This is a genomic window from Nocardioides bigeumensis, assembly GCF_039531755.1.
GTDB lineage: Bacteria > Actinomycetota > Actinomycetes > Propionibacteriales > Nocardioidaceae > Nocardioides > Nocardioides bigeumensis.
The window spans coordinates 61,149-87,519 of sequence record NZ_BAAAQQ010000002.1 but is presented as its reverse complement, the minus strand read 5'-3'; the positions used below and the strand labels follow the sequence as shown (position 1 = coordinate 87,519).

The window sequence follows — 26,371 nt, the reverse complement described above, 5'->3', positions numbered from 1 at the left end:
CGAACGAAGACACAGGGCGACCGAGAGGACTGCATGTTCGTCAAGGATCCCGGCAGCCTTCGCCGCCGGCGCATGGAGAAGGGGCTCACCCAGCAGCAGCTCGCCGCGCTGGTGGGGACGACCCAGCAATACATCTCGCTGCTCGAGAGCGGCAAGGACCGCGACTGCTCCGACCGGGTCACCTCCCGGCTCTGCCGATGGTTGGAGGTGGACCGCGACGACTACTTCGAGGGCACTCGGCGGACTGTCACTGGTGCGAGACGAACCTGATCGCGTCGTCGATCCCGCGGATGGCGCGCGGCTTCATCACGGGGGCGTCGCTCTCGAGGAAGACCATGAAGCCCGTCACGAACTGCCGCGGCCGCGCCACGTTGCGGTACGTCGCGATCTTGCTCGCCGGGGAGCCCGCGGCGTCCACGTGCTGCACCCACGCCACCCCGTCGTGGTCGCGCACCTTGCTGATCCCCTTGACGTTGCCGGGCCGGTGCTGGTGGAGGACCACCAGCTTCTCCGGCAGCCGCTGCGCCTTGACGAGGTCGGACGCCCACGCGGCGACCCTGTTCAGCTCCTTGGCCGTCACGTCACCGATGTCGCGGCCCGGCACCTGGGTCGAGCTCATGCGCCACTCGGTGTCGAGCGCCAGTCCGACCCAGGGATGCACCAATGCCCACTCCCAGCGCTTGGCCGCCTCGAGGAAGCTCGCCCGCCCCGGCTGGAGGTCCAGCAGGAGCAGCGCCCCGTTGCGCTCGGCCGCGTCGACGTACTCCTGCACCTTCGAGTGCAGCGTGTCGTGCGCGTAGTCGCCGTCCGTGCCCGGCTCGGCATCGGCCACGGTGACGACGAGCTCGTAGACGGGCAGCAGGTTCTCACCGTCGCGCAGCAGCTTGCGACCCTGCCGGCGCATCTTCGCGAAGGCCCGGTCGGGGTTGGTCTCGCCGAGCACGAATGTCGTCGACGGGTGCGCGAAGCCGTAGTAGGCGAACAGGAAGCGGTCGCGACCGAAGACCTTCTTGCCGCCGCCGGGCAAGCCCTTCGGCACTCCCTGGAGTGACGAGTCGGCCGAGGCCGACTCCGCAGGCGGATCGGCGGTGGCCGAGGCTCCGCTGATGGTGACGAGCGCGCTGGCCAGGAGCGCGAGCGCGCCGACGGCGATGGCCATCCGAGATCTGGTCATGGCGGGATTGTGCCTCAGCGGCCTGCTCACTGATGGGTCAGGTGGGCACGGACCCGGTCCTGCTCGGGGCTCGACACGCCCTCCTCCTCGAGGTCGAAGCGCACGGTGGCGATCCGACCCTCGAATCGGTTGTGCACCGGCGGGTAGTCGTCCACCACGGGCGTACCCCGGTCGACGCCGACGTTGAAGGTCTCGTCGAAGGAGAAGTAGTACGCCGTCGTGTGCTCGATCCGGGTCGCGGCGACCAGCACCCCGTCCACCTCGATGCCGGCCGTCGCGCCACTGCCGGGGGGCCCGCCGTCGTACGCGAACCTCAGCCCCAGCTGGTGCTGTCCGGGCTCCAGGGCGGTGGTCCCCCGCACGACGGTCAGGTCGCGGCCCACGAAGTTGTAGGCGTACGCCGGGACCCCGTCGACCAGGTAGAGCGACCAGCCGCCGAAGCGCCCGCCCTGGGCGACGACCACCCCGCCGGACCGTTCGCCGACCTCGATGTCGGCGGTGATGAGGAAGGAGCGGTTCTTGACGTTGGGCGCCGCCTCCTCGTTCAACCGGCCGACCCGGGGCCCGAAGACCAGGGTGGTGCGGCCTTGGTGGAGATCGAGGCGGCCGGCGACGTCGGGGTTCTCGCGCTCGGTCACCCGAGCGTCGAGCGGGAACACCTTGTGCTTCTCGCCCTCCCAGTCGAAGACGGCCTGCAGCTCGGCGAGCCGCTCGGGATACTGGTCGGCGAGGTCGTGAGCCTGGCTCCAGTCGTTGTCGAGGTCGTAGAGCTCCCAGACGTCGTCCTCGAACGGGCGGTCGCTGACGTCGACCATCTGCCAGGGGATGCCGTGCCGGGCGACCGCGGCCCAGCCTTCGTGGTAGATCCCGCGGTTGCCGATCATCTCGAAGTACTGCGTCCGCCTGCGGTCCGGCGCCGCCCCGTCGTCGAAGGTGTAACGCATGCTCGTGCCCTCGATCGGCTGCTGCTCGACCCCGGCCACGGTGTCGGGCTGGGGCAGGCCGGCGGCGTCGAGGATCGTGGGCAGCACGTCGATCACGTGGTGGTACTGGTGCCGGATCGCGCCGCGGTCGGCGATCTCGTTGCCCCAGCGCACGATCATCCCGTCGCGCACACCGCCGAGGTGCGAGGCGATCTGCTTGGTCCAGGGGTAGGGCGTGTTCATCGCCAGCGCCCAGCCGGCGGGATAGATGGGGTACGTCGTGGGGTCGCCCAGCTGGTCGAGCTGCGGCGCCATGTCGGCGGCGTCCTCGAAGAGCCCGTGCCCCACCAGGTGCTCGCGGAGGGTGCCCAGCGGGCCGCCCTCGCCGGAGGCGCCGTTGTCGCCGAGGAGGTAGAAGACGAGGGTGTCGTCGAGCACGCCCATCTCGTCCAGGGTGTCGACGAGCCGGCCGACCTGCACGTCGGTGTGCTCGGCGAACCCGGCGTACAGCTCCATGAAGCGCGCCGCGACCGCCTTCTCGGTGTCGTCGAGCTCCTCCCAGCGCGGCAACCCGTCGGCCCACGGGGCGAGCACGGCGTCCTCGGGCACGATGCCCAGCGCCTGCTGCCGGGCCAGGATCTGCTCGCGCTGCGCGTCCCAGCCGGCGTCGAAGCGGCCGGCGTACTTGTCGCGCCACTCGGCGGCGACGTGGAACGGCGCGTGCGTGGCACCGAAGGCGACGTACGCGAAGAAGGGCCGGTCAGGAGTGATCGCCTGTTGCGTGGTGACCCAGTCGATCGCGTGGTCGACGAGGTCCTCGGAGAGGTGGTAGCCGTCCTCGGGCAGCCGGTCGGGCTCGACCGGCGTGGTGCCCTGGAAGAGCTGGGGATACCAGTGGTTCATCTCCGCGCCCATGAACCCGTAGAAGTGGTCGAACCCCTCCCCCGTCGGCCAGCGCGTGAAGGGACCCGACGGGCTCACCTCCACCGGCGGGGTCTGGTGCCACTTGCCGAACGCCGCGGTGCTGTAGCCGTTGCCACCGAGGATCTGGGCCACGGTGGCCGCGCTGGCGGGCCGGAACCCGTGGTAGCCCGGCTCGGGCGTCGACATCTCCGAGGTGACGCCCATGCCGACCGAGTGGTGGTTGCGGCCGGTGAGCAGCGCCTGTCGGGTGGGCGAGCAGAGCGAGGTCACGTGGAAGCGGCTGTAGCGCAGTCCCTCGTCGGCCAGTCGCTCGGCCGTCGGCATGTCGCACGGGCCGCCGTACGGCGTCGACGCGCCGAAGCCCATGTCGTCGATCAGCACGACCAGCACGTTGGGAGCGCCCTCAGGGGTCTCCACCGGACGGATCGGTCGTGCCGTCGTGTCGACGGTGAGCGGGAGCCGGGTGCGGTCGGGCCCGGGTGGCTGCGCCGAGGGGCCGGCGATGTGGTCCTGTGAGGTCATCTCGATGGCCACTGTGACGGCTGTGGCCAGTGCGCGCAATCGGATCGGCCGGGCTGGGGAGACGGACTCTCTATGGCTCCTATCGACCTGGACGACGCTGTGCGCCGTCAGGCCCCGGAATCAGCCCCGGACTCAGCCCCGGACTCAGCCCCGGACTCAGCCCCGGACTCAGCTCCGGACTCAGCTCTGGGCTCACTCGTCGGGCTTACTCGTCGGGCTCACTCGTCGGGCTCACTCGTCAGGGAGGGTCTCGAGGATGTAGAGGTTCGCGATCGTCCCGCCGTCCACGACGAGGTCGGTGCCGGTGATGCCGGAGGCCGCCGGCGATGCGAGGTACGCCACCGCGGAGGCGACCTCCTCGGGCGTGACCAGCCGGCGCATCGGGACGCGCTCGAAGTCGGTCTGCATGTGCCGCAGCCGGGTCGGCGAGGTCGACTCGGCGGCCATGTCGGTCGCGGCCCAGCCGGGGCTCACGGAGTTCACCCGGATGCCCCGCGCGGCCAGCTCGACGGCGAGCACCCGGGTGAGCCCGGCCAGCCCGGACTTGGCCGCGACATAGCTGGCGAACGGGCCGTCGGCGCCGTGCACGTCGATCGACGCGATGTTGACCACGGCGCCACCGGCGGGCATCTGCCGCGCGGCGCCCTGGGTGAGGAAGAAGGGCGCGGTCAGGTTGGTGGCGATCACCCGGTCCCAGCCGTCGCGCGTGACGTCGTCGACGAGCGCCTCGTCGAGGATGCCGGCGTTGTTGACCAGCACGTCGAGCCGCGGCGACCAGGCCGCGAGCTCGTCGAAGAGCCGGTCGACGTCGGCGGGCCGGCTGACATCAGCGGCGATGGCCAGGGCGCGGTGGCCGGCCTCAACGAGACGCTGGGCCGCCCGGCGTACCGTCGCCTCGTCCCGGCCGACCAGCGCGACGTCCGCGCCGTCGCCGGCGAGCCGCTCCGCGATGGCCAGCCCGAGCCCGCGCCCCCCGCCGGTCACCAGGGCGGTGCGCCCCTTGAGACCACCGCCCACGTCGCCCTCCTGGTCAGTCGTCCCACGGGCGACGAAGCCTACGCGCTCTGGAGCCTGAGTATCCGGGCTGATGTGCACGCCGGGGCCTGCAGCGCACCCTGGGCGGGTGAGCCACGACAACGCACCCGCCGAGATGCTGCACTCCCGGCGCCTCGTGCGGGCGGGCCGCGGCGTGGTGTTCTACGCCGTGCTGTTCTCGGGCGCGACCCTGCCGATCCTGTCGGCAGTCGGCGCCTACCTGTTCTTCCTCCACGGCGTCGCGCACGCCGTCTCCGTCGTGGGCAGCACCGAGACCCAGGTCGCCGGCCCGGACTCCGACGCCTATGCGATCGCCGTGCTCGTCGCGGTGTCGGTCGGCACGATCCTCGCTGCTGCGGTCGCCTGGGTCGTCCAGGACGTCTGGCCGCCCAGGGCGCACCCCGGCTGGCTCGGCGCGGCGGCGGCTGCCGGCGGGGGCGTGGTGGCGTACGTCGTGATGATGCTGATGCTCGGGTTCGACCCGGCTGCGCTGTTCTGACGAAGCAGCTGTCAGGCATCTGCACAGGACCCACACAAAGATCCGCCTTGCAGGGAAGCGTCGCTTCCTAGCGTGGACGGCATGACCTCGACCACCCGCCCGCGTCCCTCTGCTCGCCCCGCCTTCCCCGCACGTCGCCGCCGACTCGGCGACCTCGCCCGCCACCCCGTGGTGGCGGCGAGCGCGGTGGCCCTCGTGATCGCAGGCGCGGGGGCCGCCGCCGGGACCGACGCCTTCCGGGTCTTCCGCGCGCAGCAGCTCGAGACGGTCGAGGTGCGCGCCGACGACCTGGTCGCACTGCCCGACCTGAGCGGTCTCGGCGAGGTCGAGCTCGCCGGCGACCCGCGGCCGCGCGAGGCGGACGACGCGCGAGCGGCCGGGACGGAGACCGGTCTCGCAGTCCCGACGGCGACGGTCCTTCCTGACGGGGTGACCGGCACGCCGGCGTACCAGGTGGCCGGGCCGGTCGGCGCGACGGTGACCCTCGACGCGGCACGCGCCGCCGAGGCTGGCCTGCCGGACCTTCCGGCGGAGCTCGACGGAGCGGAGTTCCAGGTCGACGCCGGTCCCGGGGTGGCTCAAATCTGGACGTCGGACACCGGCCTGCCTCGGCTCGTGGTCGGCACCGCCCGGGCCCCCCAGCTGTCGGCGGACGAGGCGGACGTCGCCGCCTTGCGCGACTACCTGTTGTCGCTGCGGGGGATGCCCGACGGCCTGGTCGCCTCCCTCGACGGTCTCGACCCCTCGGCCGGGACGCTGCCGCTGCCCGTGCCCGAGGGTCTCGCGGACTCCACCACCTCCGACGTCGGCGGCGTCACCGCCACGGTCCTGGAGACCCCGGACCGGGCCTTGGCGGCAGTCGTGTGGATCGAGGGAGGTGTGGTGACGCTCGTGGCGGGCGCGTACTCCGGCGACGAGCTGCTCGACATCGCGCGGGGACTCGAATGACGCTGTCGGCGACGGCCACGCCCGCCCTCTGGTGCTACGGGCTCCACAAGAAGTACGGCGCCCGCCAGGCCGTCGGTGAGGTCTCGTTCGCCGTCGAGCGGGGCGAGGTCGTGGGGCTGCTCGGCCCCAACGGCGCAGGCAAGACGAGCGTGATCAAGATGCTGCTCGGCCTGGTCCGCCCCGACCGGGGCGAGTCGATGCTCCTCGGCCACCGCTCGAGCGTGCCCGAGGCACGTGCGCGGGTGGGGTACCTCCCCGAGCTGTTCCGCTACCAGCCCTGGCTCACCGCACGCGAGGTGCTGGCCCTGCACGTGCGGCTCGCCGGCGCGCGGGTCACCGACGTGGAGCAGCTCGACTGCCTCGCCCTGGTCGGGCTCGCCGAGAGGGCCGGCGACCGGGTCGGCGGCTTCTCCAAGGGCATGCAGCAGCGTCTGGGGCTCGCCGTGGCCCTGGTCGCGCGACCGGAGCTGGTGGTGCTCGACGAGCCCACCAGCGCCCTGGACCCGGTGGGGCGCGTCGACGTCCGCGACATCGTGCTCGACCTGCGCACCCGAGGCGTGGCCGTGCTGCTCAACTCACACCTGATCGGTGAGGTCGAGCGGGTCTGCGACCGGGTGGTGATCCTGGACCAGGGGCGGGTGGCCGCGTCGGGGACGCTCGACGAGCTGTTGGGACAGTCGGAGCTGCGCCTCGAGCTCACCGGCGTCACCGATGCGGTCCATGCGCGCCTCGCGCGCGTCGGCCACGTGGAGCGCTCCGGAGACCGGTACGTCGTCGCGTTGGGCACGCGGGCCGAGCCGGCCGCAACGCCCGACCTGGTCGCCGAGCTCGTCGCCGACCTGGTGCGCGCGGGCGCCCGGGTGCACGCCGTCGAACCCGCGCGGATCACGCTCGAGGAGCGGCTGCTCGGCATCCTGCGAGACCCGGCGGGTGCCGACTCATGAGCGACACGACGGTGCCCAGCGTGCTGGTGCCAGGCTCGGCTCGCACTGCCCTGCTGATCGCCGGGCTCACGCTGCGCGAGGCGGCCCGGCGGCGGGTGCTGCTCGCGCTGATCGTGCTGACGGCACTCCTGCTCCTGCTGAGCGGGTGGGGCTTCTCGCGGCTCGGCGCGGAGGCGGACACCGGCTCGATGACCAGCGGGGAGGTCCGCCTCGTCGCCTCCCAGCTGCTCAACCTGGTGATGTTCGGCTTCAGCCTCGTCGCCGCTCTCGGCACCGCGTTCCTCGCCGGTCCGACGCTGGCCGGCGAGACCGAGTCGGGCATCGCCCTGTCGGTGCTGGCCCGGCCGGTACGCCGCTCGGCGGTGCTGCTCGGCAAGTGGCTCGGCCTCGTCGGTTTCGGCGTCGGCTTCGTCGTCCTCGCCGGGCTGACCCAGTGCTTGATCGTGCTGGCCGCCGCTGACTACTGGCCACCCCGGCCGGCGATCGCCCTGGGGCTTCTGGCGGCCCAGACCGTCGTGCTGCTCACCCTCACGTTGCTGCTCGCGACGGCGGTCTCGCCGATGGCTTCCGGGGTCGTGGCGATCGGGCTCTTCGGAGCCACGTGGGTCGCGGGGGTCGTCGGCGGCATCGGGGCCGCGCTCGACAACGACGGGCTCGCCCGGATCGCGGCGGTCTCGCGGATGGTCCTCCCGACCGACGGGCTCTGGCGCGGCGCGATGAACGCCTTCCAGGATCCCTCCGTGATCGTCACGTGGGGTGGACAGGACGTCGAGGCGTTCCCGTTCCTGAGCATCGCCCCGCTGACGTGGGGCTACCTGGTCTGGGTCGTCGTGTGGCTCTGCATGGTCGGCGGGCTGGCCGCCGCAGCGTTCGCACGCAAGGACCTCTGACCCGGTTGGCTCTTCGGTGTGGACCTCGAGTCCGCTGATTGGGTACGAGTGGACATGGGCGACGACCAGAGCGGGCAGGAGCGGCTCGACCGCAACTGGGACGAGCTGCTCCAGGAGCTCCGCGTCACCCAGACCGGCGTGCAGATCCTCACCGGCTTCCTCCTGACGGTCCCCTTCTCGAGCAGGTTCGAGGAGCTCGACCGGTTGCAGCTGACGACGTACCTCGCCGTGCTCACGGGCGCGATCGCGACCACCGCCTTCGTGATTGCTCCGGTCGCCTTCCATCGGCTGCTCTTCCGCCAGAACCGGCGGGACTGGATCGTCGAGGCGGCCAACATCTGCGCCCGGGTCGGGTTGGTGCTCCTGGCCGTCACGGTGTCCGGTGCCCTGTTCCTCGTGTTCGAGATCGTCGTGGGTCTTGTCGTCGGCCTCGTCACCCTCGGCGTCACCCTGGTCTTCTTCCTCGTCCTCTGGGTCCTCGTCCCCCTGCGCAAGGACCGCCGGACACCGGGCTGACAGGCATGCGGTCGGGGTACGGGCGGGAGTGACCGCTGACCTCGTCTACGTCGTGGCCGGCGCCTCCCTCCTGCTCGCGGCCGTGCTGCCCGAGCTCCTCGGCAGCCGTGCCGTGTCCGCTCCGATCGTGCTCGTCGGTGTCGGACTGCTCCTCGGGCTGACGCCGCTCCCCGACGGTCTCCCGCTCGACCCGCAGGCCAACCGCGCGGTGATCGAGCACGTCACCGAGCTGACCGTCATCGTCTCGCTGATGGGCGTCGGGCTCGCTCTCGACCGGCCACTCCAGCCCAGGCGTCCTGAGTCGTGGCGGGCGTGGTCACCGACCTGGCGCCTGCTGCTCGTGGCGATGCCGTTGTGCATCGGCGGCGTCGCGCTGCTGGGCTGGTGGGCCGGGCTCGCACCCGCCGCGGCGCTGCTGCTGGGGGCCGCCCTGGCCCCGACCGACCCCGTGCTCGCGTCGGACGTGCAGGTGGGCGGGCCGCAGACGGGCGACCACGAGGTCGAGGAGTCCGACGAGGTGCGGTTCACGCTCACGTCGGAGGCCGGGCTCAACGACGGCCTCGCCTTCCCCTTCGTGTACGCCGCGATCCTGGCGGCGACGGTGGGCTCGGTGTCCGACTGGTGGCTCGAGTGGCTCGGTTGGTACCTCGTCGGCAAGGTCGTGGTCGGCGTCCTCGTCGGCGGCGCCGTCGGCTGGACCCTCGCGCACGTCGCCTTCCGGTCCCGTACGGCGGCCCTGCGCGTCGCCGACCGAGGGGAGGCGCTCGTGGCGATCGCCGCCCTGGTGGCGGCGTACGGCCTCGGCGAGGTCTGCGGCGGCTACGGCTTCCTGTCTGTCTTCGCGTGCGCCATGACCTTCCGCTCGGCCGAGCGCACCCACGACTACCACGCTGCGATGCACGACGTGGTGGAGCGGCTCGAGCGGCTCCTCACCCTCTTCGTGCTGCTCGTCCTCGGCATCGCGCTGACCCGCGGCCTGCTGGAGAGCCTCGACTGGAGGGGGGTGGCGATCGGACTCGGGCTGCTGCTCGTCGTCCGACCGCTGGCCGGACGACTGGCTCTCATCGGCGGCCCGGCGCCCGCCCGGGCGGGACACCTCACCGGCCCGGAACGCTGGGCGGCGGCGTTCTTCGGCATCCGCGGCGTGGGCTCGCTCTACTACCTGGCGTACGCCGCCGGCGAGTCCGACGTGCTCGCTGACGACTGGCTGTGGTCGACGATCGGCTTCACCGTGGTGGCGTCCGTGCTCCTGCACGGCATCCTCGCGACGCCCGTGCTGCGCCGGCTCGAGGCCGCCGCGTGATGCCGCCAGGGCCGCCCGGGACGGCGAATGCGCTGGCTGGGCACCCGCGGCCCGCCTACCGTAGTAGTCGATAGGACTCAGGAAGGGGGCTCGACCATGACCGCGACCAACGTGTCGCTGCTCAACGCCTCCTTCGAGCCGCTCGGCAACGTCACCTTCCAGCACGCCGTGAAGATGCTCTTCCGCCAGGTCGCCACCGTCGAGGAGGCCCACGAGAGTCGGATGATCGGCCCGCACCCGTGGCCCCGGGTGATCCGGCTGGTGCGCTACGTCGCCGCGACCTGGATGTACCGGCCGGCCACCTGGTCCCGCCGGGGCGTCTTCGTCCGCGACCGGCACCGGTGCGGCTACTGCGGGGCCCGGGCCACCACGATCGACCACCTGCTCCCCCGCAGCCGTGGCGGCGGATGGACCTGGCTCAACACCGTCGCCGCCTGCGCGTCGTGCAACCACCGCAAGGCCGACCGCACGCCGGCCGAGGCCGGGCTCCGGCTGCGGGTACGCCTCACCGAGCCCACTCGCGCCCAGCTGGCCGCGCTCGTGGCGCTCCACGGTGTGTGATTTCCACGGTGTTTGACTGACCGTTCAGTTTGGTCCAGCATCGACCCATGGTGAGCGCCGACGTCGTCGTGGTGGGCGGCGGCACCATCGGTGCCTGGACCGCTTGCTTCCTCGCCGAGGCCGGCCGGCGCGTGGTGCTGGTCGAGGCCGACACCCTGGGCAGCGGCGCGAGCCGCTGGGCCGCCGGGATGGTGCGCGCGCAGGGCGGCACCGAGGCCGCGATCCGGCTCGGGCTCTTCAGCCGGGAGTTCTACGCCGGCCAGCGGGGGCGATACCCGCTCGACTCGGGCTTCGTCGCCCAGGGCTACCTGATGCCGTGCTTCAGCGAGACCGACGTCGCCGCGGCCCACGAGCGGATCGCCCTGCAGCGCTCGCTCGGGGTCGACGTCGAGTGGTGGGACGCCGACGAGGTCGACCGGCGCAGGACCGGGATCGCGCCGGGTGCGACCAGCGGGGCGTCGTACGCCGCTGGTGACGGCTACGTCGACGCCCCGCGCAACGTGCTGGCCTACTCAGCAGCACTGGTCGCGCTGGGGGTGGACGTGCGCGAGCGCTCGTCGTTCACCGGGCTGCTGGTCGACGGCAACGGCGCGGTCGGGATCGAGACCACCTCGGGGCCGGTCGAGGCCGGGGCCGTCATCCTGACCGGAGGACCCGACCTCGGCACCGTCGGTGCGGCAGCGGGCGCCAAGGTCTTCACCGGCGGCACCCGCCACCAGGTCGTGGTCACCGAGCGCGTGCCCGGCACCGACCCCCGCGACCTGCCGATGGTCTTCGACGTCTCGGCCGGGATCTACTGGCGCCCGGGCGAGGAGGGCGGCCTGCTCTGGGGGATGAGCAACCCCGACGAGCAGCCGGGGCGCGCGCAGAACTTCGACACGGCGTACTACGAGCTGATGCAGGCGCGGATCGAGACGCTCTACCCCGCTGCGGCCGGGCTCGGGCTGCGGCGTACGTGGGCGGCCACCATCGACTACACCCCCGACCACCTGCCGATCATCGGTCCTCTGCTCCGCGACGGTCGGCCCGTGCCGGGCGCCTTCGTCTCGAGCGCCGGCGGCCACGGGATGATGTGGGGTCCGGGGGTCTCCCGCGCGACCGCGGACCTCGTGCTGACCGGTCGCACCGACCTGCTCGACATCACCGACCTCGGCCTCGACCGCTTCGACGCCGACGGGCGCAGCCGCGTGGCTGCCGACCCCATCGCCCTGCCCTTTCCTGCGACGAGCAGCTGAGACCGGGGAACGAAGTCGCGGAGAGGGCGTGTCGAAACGCGGTGAGACGTACGCCGACGGAGGGGACGCCGCGGAACCCCCGACAGGTAGGTTCGGCTGCGTGGTCGAGCTGACGCAGGGACAACAGCTGCGGGTGGAGCGCGCGGACGGTACGCCGCTGCGCGAGGTGCGCCTCGGGCTCGGCTGGGACAAGGAGCGCAACGCCGGGTTCATCGGCTCCGGCGCACCGGACGTCGACCTGGACGCGACGGCGGTGCAGTTCGCCGGCGACCAGCTCTTCGACCTCGCCTTCTACAACAACCTGGCGACCCGCGACGGTTCGGTCGTGCACCTCGGCGACAACAAGACGGGAGCCGGGGAGGGCGACGACGAGCAGCTCACCCTCGACCTGTCGAAGGTCTATCACCGCGTCGACACCATCGTGCTGATGGTCAGCAGCTATCAGGGTCACAGCCTCGAGTGGGTGGCCAACGCCTACTGCCGGCTGCTCGACGGGCTCGACGACGACGCGACGGAGGTGGCTCGCTACACCCTCACCGCCGGCCCGCCCGAGACCGGCGTGGTGATGGCCAAGCTCACCCGTGACGGTGCAGGGTGGACGCTGCACACCATCGGTCGCGGGATCGCGGCGAAGGTCCCGACCGACGCGATCGACCTGCTACGCGCCTTCGTCTAGTCCGGCCGCCGAGGGGGATCCCTTGCCCGTCTACGTCAACCGCTCCATCGTCAGCTGGGCGCTCGGCGTGGCCGGAGCGTCGCTGGTGGTCAAAATCCTGCTGCACCACGTGTTCCGGTTCGAGCCGGTCGACCAGACGTCGGTGCACAACGCCCTGGTGTCCAGCGCGATCTTCGTGCTCGGCTTCGTCCTCGTCGCCACCATCTCGGACTACAAGGAGAGCGAGCGGATCCCCGGCGACTTCGCGGGCAACGTCGAGGACCTCTTCAACGACGCGGCCGAGCTGCGCAAGGCCTACGACTTCGACCTCGAGCCCTTCCGCCGCAACCTGGTCGCGCTGCTCGACTCGTTCCGGCACGGCACCCGTGAGGGGCGGCGCGAGTCGCGACGCCTGATGGGCGACCTGCACACGACGTTCGGGCAGATGAACGCCGCCGGCGTACCGCCCAACTACGTCACCAAGCTCAAGCAGCAGGAAGCCGTCCTGATGACCCAGCTGAGCCGGGTGAACTACATCCAGCGGGTGCAGTTCATCCCGTCGGCGATGCTCCTGGTCCGGCTGATCACCGCCACCATCATCGTGATCCTGCTGCTGACCGAGGTGGACTCGTTCGCGGGCGGTGCGCTGATCGTCGCGACCTTCACCTTCCTGCTGGTCTACCTCCAGAGGCTCATCCAGGTGGTGAGCGTCCCGTTCCAGGACGAGGGCCACACCCGCGACGACGTCAGCCTCTTCCTCGTGCGCGAGGCGGCGGCGTACCTCGAGTCGAAGGCGCCCTCAACGGGGCAGCGCGACACGGGCGAGGACGGCGCTGCGGGCGGCGAGGAGCCGTTGCTGTAGGTAGCTCCACGCCGGGTCCACGAGCGCCCTGCCGACGTCGAGGTAGCGCATCGGACGGGCGCCGTACGTCGTCATCAGCGTCGGCCGGGCGCCGACCCGCACGATGGCGAAGCGGCCCGACGGCTTCTCACGGAACGCCACCCGCGCGGCGACCCCCTCGTAGAGCTCCGGGCTCGCGACGTCCTGCTGGGCGAGCGCGTTGCCGAGGCCGAAGATCACCCAACGGCCGTTCACCTTCTCGATCGGCTGCACGATGTGGGCGTGGTGGCCGTAGACGAGGTCGATCGCCTTGCTGCGGGTCAGCAGGTCAGCCACCCTGCGCTGCTCGTCGGTGATGGACGCGTAGCCGTCGGTGCCCCAGTGCAGCGCGACCAGCACGACCTCGGCGCCGGCCTCGCGTGCGGCCCGGGCGCGCGCCACGATCCTGGGCACGTCGATGAGGTCGACCGACCACGGCGCCTCCGAGGGGACCGGCAGGCCGTTCAGGCCGTACGTCGCCGACACCAGGCCGACCCGCACGGCGCGGCCGTCGGTCGTGGTCACCTCGACCAGGGCCGGCGTCGTCGACGCGCGTCGCGTGGCATAGGACCCGGTGTGCGCGAGACCGGTCCGGTCGAGGACGCCCACGGTGCGCACCAGGCCCTCGAACCCGGTGTCGACGGTGTGGTTGCTGGCGGTGGTGCAGGCGTCGTACCCCGCCCACTTCAAGGCGGGGGCGATCTGCGGTGGGGCTGAGAACCTGGGGTAGCCGCTGTAAGGACCCTGCGGCGGCGCGAGCGGCGTCTCGAGGTGGCAGACGGCCAGATCGGCACGCTCGATGGTGCGCCGCATCGGAGCGAGCATCGGGCGGAAGTCGAGCCGCCCGCCGCCGTCTCGGCGCGCGGTGTCCCACAGGCCCTCGTGCAGCAGCACGTCGCCGGTGAGGACCACGTCGAAGCGACGCGGCTCCTCGGCGGTCGCCGGCTCGTCGGCTTCGGGCTCGTCGGGCTGGTTTGCCGGAGCCTCGGCGGGATCCTCCACGACCTCGCCTGAGACGGGGACGAGTGCCGGTCGATCCGCCGCGCGCTCCCCCGGCGGCATGGGCGAGAGCGCAGCGGCCAGGAAGAGGCACACGAACGCCACCACGAGACCAAGCCGCACCGGCACACCTTGTCACGCAGGGACGTCCAGCGCGGGTCCTTCAGCGCGGGTCGTTCAGCGCGGGTCGTCCAGCGCGGGTCGTCCAGCGCGGGTCGTCCAGCGCGGGTCGTTCAGCGCAGGGTGAGCCAGATGCCGACCAGGCCGGGGATCGTGCCGAGCAGCAGCCAGAGCGAGACCGGACTGCGGCCATGGATGGCCCTGCCGGCCGCGACGGCGACGACGCCGAACAGGCCACCGATCACGCACAGCCCGACCCGGTCGCCGGTGCGGGCGTCGTCGATGTGGAAGGAGCCGATCACGATGCCGACGGCCAGGTGCAGGATCGTGGTGACCGCGAGCACCGAGATCACCCAGCGCTGCACCTGGGTCAGCGCATGGTCGGCGGCAGCCGCATCCACCTGCGGGCGCGGAGCCGCCGGGTCGATCAGGTGCTTGCGGCGCTTCTCCGTCACGACCCCATCGTCGCAGGCACAGCTCGAGCCTCAGTCGGCGAGGCGGACAGCCGGGCGCGCCTCGTAGCGGATCTCCTCGCACGACTGGTTGGTGTCGTCCCAGTCGTCCTTCGGATCGCGCGCCCCGACGATCACGACGACGTCGTGGTCGACGTTCGGCTTCCCGCAGTAGATCTCGTCGCGGTCGCCGTCCGGGAACAGGTAGACCGTGTCGCTCCCCTCCTCGGGGTAGACCATGTCGGCCCCGTCGCCGACGTAGAGGACGTCGTCCTGCTCGTCGCCCTTGACGATGTCGTCGCCCGGGCCGTCATGGATGACGTCGCGGCCGAAGCCGCCGTTGATGACGTCGCGGCCGGCCCCGGCGTCGATCCAGTCGTCGCCGACCGCGCCGATCATCTGGTCGCGACCGACGCCGCCCAGCAGCCGGTCGTTGCCGAGGACGCCGTTGACCTTGTCGTCGCCGGCCCGGCCCTTGATCGTGTCGGCGTCCTTGGTGCCGACGAGTCGCTCGCTGCGCTTGCTGCCGTCGATGCCGTCGGCGTGGGCCGGCGCCGAGGCCGCCCAGGCCGCGAAGACCGCGACGAGGCTGGAGAGGGCGAGGGTGAGCAGGGTCCGAGAGGGGGAATTCATGGGGGGAGTCCTTCAGTGGTGGATCACGCCTGACATCCCCCGAACCGCCAGGCTAACCAGAGTTCACATCCGGGTCACCCACCCGAACGCAACCGACCGTTATGCGGGTCGGGAGGCCACGAGCACACCGATCTTGTCGATGCGGTGCTCAGGGTTGCCGAACTCGTCGGACACGAACGGGCGCGACGCCGTCTCGACGACCACCCGCTCCCCCACCCGCGGCGCGACGAGGCGGAGCAGGGCGAGCACCCTTCGACGGTACGTCGGCGCCGGCTGCTCGATCTTGCGCGGCGACACGCGGCCGATCTCCCCGACCCGGGACCTGAGTCCGGATACAAATGGTCTCGGCCCCGCAAAGTATGAGTTTGCGGGGCCCGAACTATCTTCGAGCGCCAACTTTTCGAGCGCCAACGTCGCGGGGCCCGCAAATAGGTGAAGGCCACCAAGTATGAGTTGGTGGCCTTCGGCGTCTTCCGGGCCGAAGCCCTTCTGACAGGACAGTTCTACGCCCGCGCCGGTCGCCCGCGCAAGAGCCTGCGGGCACCAATTTCGCGGCGTACGGCGTGTCTCTCAGGACACGCCGGTGGCGGCCGCGAGGTGGGCGTTGATCTCGCCCAGGATGCGGTCCTTGACGTCCTCGGGAGCGAAGCTGGCGACCACTCCGGCTCGCGCCAGGTCGGCCACGCCCGCCTCGTCGAGACCGAGCAGGTCGGCGGCGATCTCGTACTCCCGGTCGAGCGTGGTCCCGAACATCGGCGGGTCGTCGGAGTTGATCGTGACGGTCACGCCTGCCTCGACGAAGGCGCCCAGCGGGTGCTCCTCGAGAGACGCGACGGCACGCGTGGCCACGTTGGAGGACGGACAGACCTCGAGCGGGATGCCGGTCTCGGCGAGGTGCGCGAGCAGCGCGGGATCCTGGGCCGACGAGGTGCCGTGGCCGATGCGCTCGGCGCCGAGCAACCGGAGCGAGTCCCAGACGGTCTCGGGCCCGGTCGTCTCGCCGGCGTGCGGCACGCTGTGCAGCCCCGCGGCCCGTGCGGCGTCGAAGTGCGGCTGGAACCACGCCCGTGGCACCCCGATCTCTGGTCCGCCGAGGCCGAAGGCCACCAGGGCATCGGGCCGGTGGTCCAACGCGTAGGTGAGCGTCGCGTCCGCGCCCTGGATGCCGTCCTCGCCGGGGATGTCGAAGATCCAGCGCAGCACCAGCCCGAAGTCACGCTCGGCAGCGACGCGGGCGTCCTCGATCGCCTCGGTGTAGGCCTCGATCGGCATCCCCACACCCTCCCGAAACGGCAGGACCGAGGTGTACGGCGTGCAGGTGAGCTCGGCGTACCGGATGTGCTGCTCCTCCGCCATCTCGCGGGCGACCTCGTAGGTCAGCAACCGGATGTCCTCGGGTGTCTTCACCAGGGCGACCACGGCGAGGTAGACCTCGATGAAGTGCGCGAAGTCGCGGAACGCGAAGAAGTCCTTGAGGTCGTCGAGGTCGGTGGGGACCGTGCCCGGATGGCGTGCCGCCAGCTCGGAGACGATCCGCGGCGACGCCGAACCGACGTGGTGGACGTGCAGCTCGGCCTTCGGCAACCCGACGATGAACTCCCTCATGCTCATCCGGCAGATGCTGCCGAACCCGCCGACCCGCCGCCAACTCCTCGACCCGGTGGTCGAGCAGCCGGACGCGCCGGTGGTCGAGCAGCCGGACGCGCCGGTGGTCGAGCAGCGAGCTTGCGAGCGATCAGTCGAGACCACCTACAGGTCACCCCCCGAGCGCGTCGAGCACCGCCTGCGCCGGGTCTCCGCCCATCCGCTCGCCGTCGACGAAGACCGTGGGCGTGCCGTTCACGCCGTTCCGGGACATCGCGTCCGTGGCGTTCTTGATCCACTGGGCGTAGGCCTTGTCCTCGATCGGTTCGCGCACGGTCGACTCCTCCGCGCCGGCGGCCACCGCGTCCGCGATCAGCTCGGCGTCCTCAGGACCTGCGGTGCCCTCGGCCGGCTGGGCGGCGTACAGCTGGTCGTGGAGCGTCTTGAACGCGTCCACCCCGCCGGAGTCGAGGGTGGCGAGCAGGGCGTTGAGCGCTCGCGAGGAGTACTCGTTCTCCGACTCGCCGTCGAGGAAGGACACCATGCGGTACTCGACCTGAACCTGCCCGGCGTCGATGGCGTCGTTGAGCCGATCACCCACGGCGGCCTCGAGCCCGGCGCAGATCGGGCACTGGAGGTCCTCGTACAAGGTGATCGTCACAGGCGCGTCCGCGTCGCCGACCACGACGCCGTAGTCGGCGGTCACGGCATCGGGAGCCGCTGCCTCGCTCGACCCGGGCACCACGGCGGCAGCCTCGCCCGTGGTGTCGCGCGAGGCCTGCACGGCGATGCCGATGCCCAGCACGACGGCCAGCACGGCCACGACGACTCCCCCGACGACGAGCCGGCGCTTGCGCTGCTCCTGCCGCTGTCGCTCCAGAGCAGCGGCCTCGCGGGCCTTGCGGCGGTCATCGGCCTTGGACATCGAGGATCCTCTCGGGTGAGGGTGCGGGGGTCGGGAAGAGCACTGCGTCGAGCGAGTACGGCGTCACTGGCCGCCACACGAGCCAGCCGGACAGCGCCAGGAGCCCGATGTCGCGGGCGATCTCCCACGGGTACGCCGACGACGCACCTTCCTTGGCGCCGACACCCCCGAAGCACCCGCACTCGATCTCGAGCCCGCGGGCCCAGGCGGAGGCGATGCCGATCACGAAGGCGACCAGGAGGAGGGCGCTGACGACGGCCGCCGGCCTGGTCAGGAGGCCGGCGACGAGGAGCAGCCCCACCAGGATCTCCAGCAGCGGCAGCCCATGGCCCACGAGGGTGACCGCTGACTCGGGCAGCAGGTCGTAGGCGCGCACGGCGCGGACGCTCGCGGCGGGGTCGGGCAGCTTGATCAGGCCTGCGGCGATCCACACTCCGCCGGTGACCAGGCGCGCGAGGACGCCCAGGGCAACGGCGTACTTGGGAGGCACACCTCCGGACTCTAGGCAGCGCGCCTGAACCGAGTCTGAGGAACCGGCGGGCCCAAAGTCCTCAATTGTCGTGAGATCCGGCCCTGGGCAGCCTCCGGCTCTGTCCGCCCGATGGGTAGGGTGGGCCCGCGATGAGTGAGCGTCTGGTGTGGATCGACTGCGAGATGACAGGCCTCGACCTGGGCGTCGACGCCTTGGTCGAGGTGGCGGCCCTGGTCACCGACTTCGACCTCAACGTGCTCGGCCCTGGGGTCGACATCATCATCAAGCCCCCTGCCGAGGCGCTCGAGCAGATGGGCGACTACGTGCGCCAGATGCACGAGGCCTCAGGGTTGCTCGCGGAGCTCGATCACGGGACGACCCTGCTCGACGCCGAGGAGCAGGTGCTGGCCTTCGTCCAGTCTCAGTGCGGGCCGCACAGCCGCCCGCCGCTGGCGGGCAACTCGGTGGCCACGGACCGCGCCTTCCTGTCGCGTGACATGCCTTTGCTGGAGCAGTTCCTGCACTACCGGATCGTCGACGTCTCCTCGATCAAGGAGCTGTCACGCCGGTGGTTCCCGCGTGCCTACTTCCAGGCACCGGCCAAGCGCGGCAACCACCGCGCCCTGGCCGACATCCAGGAGAGCATCGAGGAGCTGCGCTACTACCGCGACACCGTCTTCGTGCCTGCGCCCGGGCCTGACAGCGACACCGCGCGGGAGGCGGCCCTGCGTCACGGGGGCGCCATCACCGGACTCACCGGCGACGACGAGGACGAGCCCGAAATTGTCGGGTCCGGACTGGCTCCCGATTCCGCGGCACAGGCTCCGGCACCGTAGACTCTTCCCGGCTCCGCACGGCGGGGCCGCATGGTGGGTATAGCTCAGCTGGTAGAGCGCCGCCTTGTGGTGGCGGATGTCGCGGGTTCAAGTCCCGTTACTCACCCCATTCGTGTCGAGCCCCGGTCCGCCTAGCGGGCCGGGGCTCGCGCGCTCCGGAGCACCGCAGCGCGGGTCCGTCACGCCGTCATGAATCGCTTGCCACCGCGTCTCATCGGCGGGCCGTACGCCAGCGGCCCGGTCTCATGGGGGGGACGACATGCGGAGCACCAGGTCCGGACAGCACGCCTACGTGGTCGCGGGAGTGTTGCTCGCGCTCCTCCTGACGGTCCCCGCGTCAGCCCACAAGCCCAAGGACAAGGCAAGCGGCCGGGCTGACACGCTCGTCGGCACCACCGGTCCGGACGTGATCGACGCCAAGGCGGGCAACGACACCGTCATGACGTACGAAGGTGACGACCTGGTCAAAGGACAGGCCGGCAACGACACCGTCGACGCAGGGGCGGACGACGACCTGGTCCTGCTCCACGCCGGTGACGACCTCGCGCTCGGCGGTCCGGGGCGGGACCGGCTGCTCGGGCACGCGGGCAACGACCATCTCGACGGTGGTGACGACGCGGACGGGCTCGTCGGCATGGCGGGGGTGGACCAGCTCATCGGCGGCACCGGCGACGACGATCTCCAGGGAGCGGCCGGAGATGACACCTTGGATGGCGGCGACGGGGACGACCACGTGTCCGGTGGCGTCGGCAACGATCGCATCGACGCCGGTCTCGGTGCCGACGAGCTGGACGGCGGCGTCGGCGACGACACCCTCATCGACGGACCTGGGGACGACAAGATGACCGGCGACCCGGGCAACGACACGATCTTCCTCGGCAGCGGATACGACGAGGTCAACAGCGAGGAGGGCGGCGACGTCGTCTACGTGCTCCTCGACGGCTCCGTCGACAACATCTACTGCGGGGCCGGGATCGACCGGGTCTACCTCGTCGGTGGGCGCGACCCGCTCGACACGGTCGGCGGTGCGGCTCCGTGGCTCTGCGAGACGGTCGAGGTCATCGCCACCCCACCGTCCGGCTGGCCTTACTGAGCGCGCCGCAGGATGCGCGCGACCTCGGTCTGGTCGCTCGTCTGCGCGTGCTCGAGCGCCGTGACGCCGTCGCCATCGGCGATCGACGCGTCCGCGCCGGCGTCGAGAAGGATCCGCACGATCTTCTGATAGGACACCGAGCCGTCGCCCAGGATCACCGCCTCGAGCAGTGCGGTCCAGCCGAGGTCGTTGACGTGGTTGACGTCGATACCGGTGCGCACCACCCGGCGTACGTAGTCGACGTGGCCACGTTCGCTGGCGGGGATCACCGAGACGCCGCCGAACCGGTTGCGGATCGTCAGGTCCGGCCGGGCGGGAAGCAGTGCCTCCAGCATCGCGACCGACCCGGTCACGCCGGTCACGAGCCACGGGGTGTCGTGAATGGCGTCGAGGGCGTCGGGGTCGGCGCCGAGAGCAACCAGCAGGCGTGCGACGGCCACCCGGTCATGGGTCGCGGCCAGCAGCAGCGGCGTACGCCGGTCGGCGTCGCGAGTCTCGAGCCGCGCACCCGCCCGCAGCGCCAGGGCGGCGGCGTCCCCGTCACCGGACCGGGCCGCGTCCAACAGGCGTCGTTCGGCGGTGGACCGGTCGAGGGGTCGCCCGTCCTGGGCGGACGCCACCTCGATGAGCCTGGCGAGGTCGTCGAAGCCTCGGGCGCGCGCGTACGCCAGGGGTGTGGCGCCGTCGCGAGGCGACTCGATGTCGACGTCCACTCCCCCGGCGACCAGCACCCGGACGGTGTCGAGATAGCGCTCGGTGCCGTCGCCGAGGTGCACGGCCTCGTGCAGCGCGGTCCAGCCCAGGTTGTTGACGTGGTCCTTGTCGATCCCCGCCCGCAGCAAGCGGCCGACGACGTCGGCGTGCCCACGCTCGGCGGCACGGATCAGGCCGGTGCCGTTGAAGCTGTCCTTGTCGTCGACAGCGGCTCCGTGGCGCAGGGTGAGCTCCAGGAGCTCGAGGTGGCCCTCACTCGTCGCGATCAGGTAGGCGCTCTGCTGGGTTTCGTCCTTCGCGTTGACATCGGCGCCGCGCTCGACCAAGCGCCGGGCCCGGAGCACGTCGCCGGCCCAGGCGGCGGCTCGCAACCGCTCGTCCAGACGGGCCTGCTCGACTTCGGAAGGCTGCGGGGTCTGCTCGGGTTCGGGGACGGCGGCCTCGGTCCGCGTGGAGTCGGCCGTCGGGGACTGGGTCGGAGCAACGCTGGGGGTCGGCGCCCCACCGGCTCCCGGGTCCCCCGGGGAGCAGGCGACCAGGACCAGGGCTGCGCACGCCAGCAGACCGAGCCTCACGTCTGGTCCGCGGGTGCGGGACCCAGCCCGGCCATGGGGCCGGCGCTCGGGCCGGTGCTCGGGAGGGCCTCAGCGATGTCGGGGCGGGTCCCCTTGAGGAGTGCGACCAGCTCGGCGACCTGGATGCCTAGGTCGTCGACCTCCTCGCTGGTCTCCGCGGAGACGGTGTCCACCAGCCACGACGCGATCGTGGCGGTGACGGTGCCAAGCACGGCGATGCCGGCGATCATCAGGCCGACGTCGACGAGACGGCCGCCCGCTGTCACGGGGTAGCGGTCGCCGTAGCGGTCCAGGTCGGGGTCGACGATCGGCCAGGCGTAGGCGCCCAGGAAGAGCACCGCGGCGAAGGCGAGCGGCCACTCGGTCCGGCGCTCCCACGTCTGCGTCGTCACGCGATCACTCTAGGACCGGTCGACGGCCCGATGGGGGTGCCTCGTGTCGTGCCGGAAAGCGCGCGCCGAGGTCAGTGGACGGTGGTGACCTTGACCGCGCTCACGTGGGCGGCGTCGGCGACGAGGCTGAGGGAGACGCCGCTGCCGCTGCAGAAGACCCGCAGGACGGTCTCGGCGGCGAAGGTCTGCGCGTGCCCGAAGGTGAAGGTGCTGCGGTCACCGACGCCGGCGACCGCGAGGACGGAGCTCTGCGTCCCCGTGCCGACCGCGACCGCATCGGCCTGAAGGCTGCAGGTGGCGGTGGCGGCGAGCCCGGTGTTGACGACGAGGGCGCCCGCGTTGACGACGTACGTGCCGGCGGGGACGGTCACCTGGGCGACGCTGGCGCCACCGCTGGGCACCGAGACCCCGTCGCCGTCGTCGAACCACACGTCGGTCGTGCCGGGGTCACCCTTGTCGCCCTTCGCGCCTTGCGCACCGTCGTCACCCTTGGGGCCTTGGGCGCCGTCGTCGCCCTTGGGGCCCTGGTCGCCGTCGTCGCCCTTGACGCCCTGCAGGCCGGTGAGTCCCTGCCCGCCCTGGACTCCTTGGGGTCCTTGGGGACCGGTCGCTCCGGCGGGGCCGGCCACGCCGGTCTGCCCGGTCGGGCCGGCAGGTCCTACCGGGCCGGAGATCTTCACGCCCGGAGCGAGGTCTCCCGCGGCGATCGTGCCGTTCTTGATGTGCTTGCCCTTGAGGGTGCCGCGCTTCACGTCGTTGCCGGTGATGGTCCGGTCCTTGACGTCCTTGCCGGTGAGGGAGCCGTTCTTGACGTCGGCACCGGTGACCATGCCGGCCGCGAAGGAGGCCGAGCCGATCCCGAGGGCGGCGACGGTGGTGACGGCGACGAGCGCCGGAGTGGACGATCGGGCCCAGCGCAGCGCCCTCGAGAAGGGGTTGCGCGGCGTTTGGGCAGGCGGCAGCGAACGAGGCATTGGGGGGCTCCTCGGGTGAGGTCGGGTTCTGTTGGCGTAGGTACTGCTTGCTAACAGGACCACACAACAGCCCGACGATGACGCGAAAGGACGCAAATGCACCCGTTAGGGTGATCCTGACGATCTGTCGTCCGGTGATCGCACTCGCTCAGTGGTGTCCGGGGATGTGCCCGAAGTGACCCTTCTGGAAGTCCTCGTAGGCCTGCAGCACCTCGGCCTTGGTGTTCATCACGAACGGCCCGGCCCACGCCAGGGGCTCCCGGATGGGGCGACCGCCGACCACGACGACGTCCAGCTTGGGCGACCGGCTCTCCTGGGTCTTGTCGGCCTCGATCGTGAGGTAGTCGCCCGCGCCGAACAGCACGGCCTGACCCTGGCGCACCGGCCTGCGGTCGGTGCCGACGGTGCCGCTGCCGTTGAGGACGTAGCCGAGCGCGTTGAACTCCGGGTCCCACGGGAGCTCGAGGCGGCTGCCCGGCTCCAAGGTGGAGTGCACGAGCGCCATCGGCGTGTACGTCGATCCCGGCCCGGTCACCGGCGCCTCGGCGCCGTCGACGGCCCCGGCGATGACCCGCACCAGCACGCCCGCGTCGGAGGTGGTGGTGAGGCCGACCTGGGCCGAGCGGATGTCCTGGTACTTCGGGTTGTTGAGCTTGGCGTCGCGCGGCAGGTTCACCCAGAGCTGGAGGCCGTGGAACAGACCACCCGACTGGACCAGCCACTCGGGCGGCGCCTCGATGTGGAGGATGCCGGCGCCGGCGGTCATCCACTGGGTGTCGCCGTTGGTGATCGTGCCGCCGCCGCCGTGGCTGTCCTGGTGGTCGAAGGTGCCGTCGATGATGTAGGTGACGGTCTCGAAGCCGCGGTGCGGGTGCCATGGCGTGCCCTTGGGCTCTCCCGGCGCGTACTCCACCTCACCCATCTGGTCCATCATGATGAACGGGTCGAGGTGGGCCATGTCGATCCCGGCGAACGCCCTCCGCACCGGGAAGCCCTCCCCCTCGAAGCCCGTCGGAGCGGTCGTCACCTGCCACACCGGGCGCGGCTGGTCGCCCAGACCGGGGCTCTTCAAGCGCGGCAGGACACTCAAGTCGTCGACGGTGATCGCGGGCATCCGAGGCTCCTCAGGGGTGATGGTCGGTGTTGCCAGGTCCAACGGTAGTTGAAATCTCAATATTCCGCAGAGCGGCCGCCGGGCAGGCTCATCGTGACGATCGCGCGCCCGCTCCCCTTCGATTTCGAGCGCGCGCCGCCCGCTGGTAACGTTGACGGCGCTTCACCACACGCGCCATTAGCTCAATTGGCAGAGCAGCTGACTCTTAATCAGCGGGTTCGGGGTTCGAGTCCCTGATGGCGTACCAACCCGAAGTCGAAGCCGCAGGCCGTCTGACCTGCGGCTTTGCCGTTTCAGAACCCGCTGACGCATAGTCAACGGTCACGAGGAACGACCGGGAACACGTGCCGCGATCATTTGGCTGCTGGCTGCACGCGATGACTGTGCCTTCGGTGGCATCCAGGCCGCCCGCCGAGAAGGCAGGGCACATGCCGGCGACGGATAGCCGGCGGCCACTGAGCTGCAGAGGTGCCAGCCACCTGTCGACGTCGTGCCTGAACGGGCCGGCGCCAGAGATCGTCGAAGCAAGGTGGCTCAAGTCCGCCGACTCAATCGCTGGGACGTCATGCTGTCTCGCGGATCGCTGATCATCGGTACGCACCGCCTTGACGTCCAACTCCGCTGGGCCAAGAGGGACTCCCGGCAGCCGCTAGCAGCCGTAAGCCTGAGACGAACACCCTGCAGCCGAGATGGCGCGGGAGCATCAGATTGTCACAGGCCAGCGTCACAAACCTCGGCACCTATTGCAGTCACATGACGTTGACGAGCCGCCCGTTGCCCTGATCCTGCGGTGCTGCCAACCATGGCGAGACGAGCATCCTCGACACTGCTAGGAGATCTCATGCGAGCGAAGCAGTCATGGCGCATGACGGCGGCCTGCACGGCACTCGTCCTCGGGCTAACCGCATGCGGGGGTGGGGACGACGACTTGGACGAGGGCGAAGGCAGCTCTGAGATGCCGGCTGGCGCCGCGGGAGGGACGTACTCGGCCGAGCTGACGGAGCCCACGTTCCTCGCTCCTGCGTCGAACTGCTACGAGTCCGAGTGCAGCGCCGTCCTTGACCTCATCAACGACCCTCTGGTCAGCACCGACTTCGAGTCGGGCGAGCTGATCTACGACGGCCTGGCCGAGGAGGTCTCCTCCAACGAGGACCAGACGGTCTGGACGATCACGCTCAAGGAGGGGCGCACGTTCCACAACGGTGAGCCAATCGATGCTGAGTCGTTCGCCCGCGCGTGGAACTTCTCGCAGAACCCCAAGAATGCTCAGGCCACTGCCGGCTTCATGTCCCGAATCGAGGGCGCTGGCGAGGGGCCGGAAGCGGCGGGGATAAAGGTCGTGGACGAGCAGACCCTGGAGGTGACGCTGAAGAGCCCGTTCTCGCAGTTCGGGCAGATGCTCAGCTACGCCCCAGCATTCGCACCCATTGCCCAGGAGTGCTTCGACGACGTGGACGCGTGCAACGAGCAGCCGATCGGAACCGGCGCCTACCAGATGACCCAGCCATGGGCGCACGACCAGCAGGTCACGGTCGAGCGGTGGGCCGACTATGAGGGTGAGCAGCCCGCGATGGCGGATTCGGTCGACTTCAAGATGTTCACGACGCCGACCGCGGCCTACCGTGACTTCCAGAACGGAGGCCTCGATGTGCTGAGCCTGGCCCCGGAGGTCTACCTCCAGGCGAAGGGCACTCTCGGTGACGCGATCATCGAGAAGCCCACCGCATCGCTGACCTACCTCGGCTTCCCCGTCGGCGCCGCGCCCTACGACAACAAAAAGGTCCGGCAGGCCATCTCGATGGCGATCGACCGGCAGCTCATCGTCGAGCAGGTGCTCAACGGTCTGGCCTACCCCTCTACGGACATCGTGACGCCGCCGATCCCCGGCTCGCGTGACGACGCGTGTGAGTACTGTCAATTCGACCCCGAGCGGGCCAAGCAGCTCCTCAAGGAGTCCGGCGTGGACCCCGAAGGCATGACGCTGCAGTACTACTTCAACGCCGGTGCTGGCCACGACGCGTGGGTCGAGGCGGCGGCCCGTCAGGTGCAGGAGACGCTCGGCTTCGACTACGAGCTGAACTCGACCGAGTGGGCGCAGTACCTCGAGCTGCTCGACGGTGGCGACTTCGAGGGCCCGTTCCGGCTCGGCTGGTCGCTCGACTACCCGTCGCCGGAGAACTACATCCGACCGATCGTGGGCACCGGCGGTGACTCCAATTACACCGGTTACTCCAACCCGGAACTGGATGCCCTGGTGGCCGCGGCAGACGCCGCACCCTCGCTCGAGGAGGCCATTGAGCTCTACCAGCAGGCAGGCGACCTCGCCCTCGAGGACATGCCAATCATCCCGATGTGGAGCGGCGGCACAGCGATCGCCCACTCGGAGGAGATCGGCAACGTTCGGTTCGACGTGGGGGAGGGTGAGATCGCGTACGGCGAGATCACCGTCCAGCAATGAGCCTCTAGCAACACCGAGCGT

General features: G+C 70.9%; 28 protein-coding genes and 2 tRNA genes. 16 read left to right on the top strand and 14 right to left on the bottom strand.

The genetic code is table 11. The annotated features are described in order from the left end of the window. Nucleotides 1-33 precede the first annotated feature (33 nt). Complete coding sequence (locus ABD295_RS01700) at nt 34-270, top strand: helix-turn-helix transcriptional regulator (RefSeq protein ID WP_344301857.1); 237 nt, start codon at nt 34-36, stop codon at nt 268-270. On the opposite strand, the gene ABD295_RS01695 is transcribed toward ABD295_RS01700, so the two are convergent. The 3 genes from ABD295_RS01695 to ABD295_RS01685 all read right to left on the bottom strand — a co-directional run bounded on the left by ABD295_RS01695 (nt 248) and on the right by ABD295_RS01685 (nt 4,560). Further along, nucleotides 248-1,174 (bottom strand): hypothetical protein, encoded by a 927-nt coding sequence (locus ABD295_RS01695; RefSeq protein WP_344301856.1) that lies wholly within the window; start codon nt 1,172-1,174, stop codon nt 248-250. The genes ABD295_RS01700 and ABD295_RS01695 overlap by 23 nt on opposite strands. A 26-nt stretch (nt 1,175-1,200) precedes the next feature. Further along, nucleotides 1,201-3,543 (bottom strand): arylsulfatase, encoded by a 2,343-nt coding sequence (locus ABD295_RS01690; protein ID WP_344301855.1) that lies wholly within the window; start codon nt 3,541-3,543, stop codon nt 1,201-1,203. Between the two features lie 231 nt (nt 3,544-3,774). Beyond that, nucleotides 3,775-4,560, bottom strand: a complete 786-nt coding sequence (locus ABD295_RS01685; protein WP_344301854.1) for an SDR family NAD(P)-dependent oxidoreductase — start codon at nt 4,558-4,560, stop codon at nt 3,775-3,777. A gap of 106 nt (nt 4,561-4,666) precedes the next feature. Between ABD295_RS01685 and ABD295_RS01680 the strand changes: the two genes are divergently transcribed. The 10 genes from ABD295_RS01680 (at nt 4,667) to ABD295_RS01635 (ending at nt 12,991) form a co-directional block, all read left to right on the top strand. Beyond that, complete coding sequence (locus ABD295_RS01680) at nt 4,667-5,077, top strand: hypothetical protein (RefSeq protein WP_344301853.1); 411 nt, start codon at nt 4,667-4,669, stop codon at nt 5,075-5,077. An 81-nt stretch (nt 5,078-5,158) separates the two neighbouring features. Beyond that, nucleotides 5,159-6,025, top strand: coding sequence for a hypothetical protein (locus ABD295_RS01675; RefSeq protein ID WP_344301852.1), 867 nt, complete (start codon nt 5,159-5,161; stop codon nt 6,023-6,025). Next, complete coding sequence (locus tag ABD295_RS01670; RefSeq protein ID WP_344301851.1) at nt 6,022-6,969, top strand: ABC transporter ATP-binding protein; 948 nt, start codon at nt 6,022-6,024, stop codon at nt 6,967-6,969. Before ABD295_RS01675 ends, ABD295_RS01670 begins: the two co-directional genes overlap by 4 nt. Continuing rightward, nucleotides 6,966-7,859 (top strand): ABC transporter permease, encoded by an 894-nt coding sequence (locus ABD295_RS01665; protein WP_344301850.1) that lies wholly within the window; start codon nt 6,966-6,968, stop codon nt 7,857-7,859. The genes ABD295_RS01670 and ABD295_RS01665 overlap by 4 nt, the downstream gene beginning before the upstream one ends. Before the next feature lie 54 nt (nt 7,860-7,913). Next, the gene (locus ABD295_RS01660) at nt 7,914-8,375 is read left to right on the top strand and encodes a DUF6328 family protein (RefSeq protein WP_344301849.1); all 462 of its coding nucleotides are present in this window, start codon (nt 7,914-7,916) and stop codon (nt 8,373-8,375) included. A gap of 28 nt (nt 8,376-8,403) precedes the next feature. Further along, entirely contained in the window at nt 8,404-9,678 is a 1,275-nt protein-coding gene (locus ABD295_RS01655; protein ID WP_344301848.1) for a cation:proton antiporter domain-containing protein, read from the top strand. Between the two features lie 96 nt (nt 9,679-9,774). Further along, entirely contained in the window at nt 9,775-10,239 is a 465-nt protein-coding gene (locus ABD295_RS01650; RefSeq protein ID WP_344301847.1) for an HNH endonuclease, read from the top strand. 47 nt (nt 10,240-10,286) lie between these two features. Then, complete coding sequence (locus ABD295_RS01645; protein WP_344301846.1) at nt 10,287-11,474, top strand: NAD(P)/FAD-dependent oxidoreductase; 1,188 nt, start codon at nt 10,287-10,289, stop codon at nt 11,472-11,474. Between the two features lie 100 nt (nt 11,475-11,574). After that, nucleotides 11,575-12,150, top strand: a complete 576-nt coding sequence (locus tag ABD295_RS01640) for a TerD family protein (RefSeq protein ID WP_344301845.1) — start codon at nt 11,575-11,577, stop codon at nt 12,148-12,150. Nucleotides 12,151-12,172: 22 nt separating this feature from the next. Next, complete coding sequence (locus ABD295_RS01635; RefSeq protein WP_344301844.1) at nt 12,173-12,991, top strand: hypothetical protein; 819 nt, start codon at nt 12,173-12,175, stop codon at nt 12,989-12,991. Here the strand turns inward: ABD295_RS01635 and ABD295_RS01630 are convergent. The 7 genes from ABD295_RS01630 to ABD295_RS01600 all read right to left on the bottom strand — a co-directional run bounded on the left by ABD295_RS01630 (nt 12,929) and on the right by ABD295_RS01600 (nt 18,212). Further along, entirely contained in the window at nt 12,929-14,131 is a 1,203-nt protein-coding gene (locus tag ABD295_RS01630) for a CapA family protein (RefSeq protein WP_344301843.1), read from the bottom strand. The two genes, ABD295_RS01635 and ABD295_RS01630, sit on opposite strands and share 63 nt — an antisense overlap. Before the next feature lie 110 nt (nt 14,132-14,241). Beyond that, the gene (locus ABD295_RS01625; protein WP_344301842.1) at nt 14,242-14,583 is read right to left on the bottom strand and encodes a hypothetical protein; all 342 of its coding nucleotides are present in this window, start codon (nt 14,581-14,583) and stop codon (nt 14,242-14,244) included. A gap of 30 nt (nt 14,584-14,613) precedes the next feature. Beyond that, nucleotides 14,614-15,213 (bottom strand): calcium-binding protein, encoded by a 600-nt coding sequence (locus ABD295_RS01620; protein ID WP_344301841.1) that lies wholly within the window; start codon nt 15,211-15,213, stop codon nt 14,614-14,616. A 99-nt stretch (nt 15,214-15,312) separates the two neighbouring features. After that, the gene (locus ABD295_RS01615) at nt 15,313-15,510 is read right to left on the bottom strand and encodes a hypothetical protein (protein WP_344301840.1); all 198 of its coding nucleotides are present in this window, start codon (nt 15,508-15,510) and stop codon (nt 15,313-15,315) included. A 273-nt stretch (nt 15,511-15,783) separates the two neighbouring features. Then, nucleotides 15,784-16,824: an adenosine deaminase gene (locus tag ABD295_RS01610; protein ID WP_344301839.1), complete on the bottom strand. Its 1,041-nt coding sequence runs from the start codon at nt 16,822-16,824 to the stop codon at nt 15,784-15,786. A 145-nt stretch (nt 16,825-16,969) separates the two neighbouring features. After that, nucleotides 16,970-17,722 (bottom strand): DsbA family protein, encoded by a 753-nt coding sequence (locus tag ABD295_RS01605; protein WP_344301837.1) that lies wholly within the window; start codon nt 17,720-17,722, stop codon nt 16,970-16,972. Next, nucleotides 17,706-18,212 carry a MauE/DoxX family redox-associated membrane protein gene (locus ABD295_RS01600; RefSeq protein WP_344301836.1) on the bottom strand — a complete coding sequence of 169 codons (507 nt, stop codon included), beginning with the start codon at nt 18,210-18,212 and terminating at the stop codon, nt 17,706-17,708. The genes ABD295_RS01605 and ABD295_RS01600 overlap by 17 nt, the downstream gene beginning before the upstream one ends. A 131-nt stretch (nt 18,213-18,343) precedes the next feature. Here ABD295_RS01600 and orn point away from each other — a divergent pair, with 131 nt between their 5' ends. The 3 genes from orn (at nt 18,344) to ABD295_RS01585 (ending at nt 20,123) form a co-directional block, all read left to right on the top strand. Further along, entirely contained in the window at nt 18,344-19,030 is a 687-nt protein-coding gene (orn, locus tag ABD295_RS01595) for an oligoribonuclease (protein WP_344301835.1), read from the top strand. A gap of 33 nt (nt 19,031-19,063) precedes the next feature. Continuing rightward, a tRNA-His gene (locus ABD295_RS01590) sits at nt 19,064-19,139 on the top strand. A 150-nt stretch (nt 19,140-19,289) separates the two neighbouring features. After that, nucleotides 19,290-20,123, top strand: coding sequence for a calcium-binding protein (locus ABD295_RS01585; RefSeq protein ID WP_344301834.1), 834 nt, complete (start codon nt 19,290-19,292; stop codon nt 20,121-20,123). Here the strand turns inward: ABD295_RS01585 and ABD295_RS01580 are convergent. The 4 genes from ABD295_RS01580 to ABD295_RS01565 all read right to left on the bottom strand — a co-directional run bounded on the left by ABD295_RS01580 (nt 20,117) and on the right by ABD295_RS01565 (nt 23,892). After that, a complete protein-coding gene (locus ABD295_RS01580; protein WP_344301833.1) occupies nt 20,117-21,412 on the bottom strand; it encodes an ankyrin repeat domain-containing protein in 1,296 nt (431 codons plus the stop codon). The two genes, ABD295_RS01585 and ABD295_RS01580, sit on opposite strands and share 7 nt — an antisense overlap. Continuing rightward, nucleotides 21,409-21,804 (bottom strand): ion channel, encoded by a 396-nt coding sequence (locus ABD295_RS01575; RefSeq protein ID WP_344301832.1) that lies wholly within the window; start codon nt 21,802-21,804, stop codon nt 21,409-21,411. The genes ABD295_RS01580 and ABD295_RS01575 overlap by 4 nt, the downstream gene beginning before the upstream one ends. A gap of 71 nt (nt 21,805-21,875) precedes the next feature. Then, a complete protein-coding gene (locus ABD295_RS01570; protein WP_344301830.1) occupies nt 21,876-22,778 on the bottom strand; it encodes a collagen-like domain-containing protein in 903 nt (300 codons plus the stop codon). A 148-nt stretch (nt 22,779-22,926) separates the two neighbouring features. Further along, nucleotides 22,927-23,892 (bottom strand): pirin family protein, encoded by a 966-nt coding sequence (locus ABD295_RS01565; protein ID WP_344301829.1) that lies wholly within the window; start codon nt 23,890-23,892, stop codon nt 22,927-22,929. A gap of 171 nt (nt 23,893-24,063) precedes the next feature. Here ABD295_RS01565 and ABD295_RS01560 point away from each other — a divergent pair. Continuing rightward, a tRNA-Lys gene (locus ABD295_RS01560) sits at nt 24,064-24,139 on the top strand. Between the two features lie 708 nt (nt 24,140-24,847). Then, nucleotides 24,848-26,350, top strand: a complete 1,503-nt coding sequence (locus ABD295_RS01555) for a peptide ABC transporter substrate-binding protein (RefSeq protein ID WP_344301828.1) — start codon at nt 24,848-24,850, stop codon at nt 26,348-26,350. The last annotated feature ends 21 nt before the right edge of the window (nt 26,351-26,371 follow it).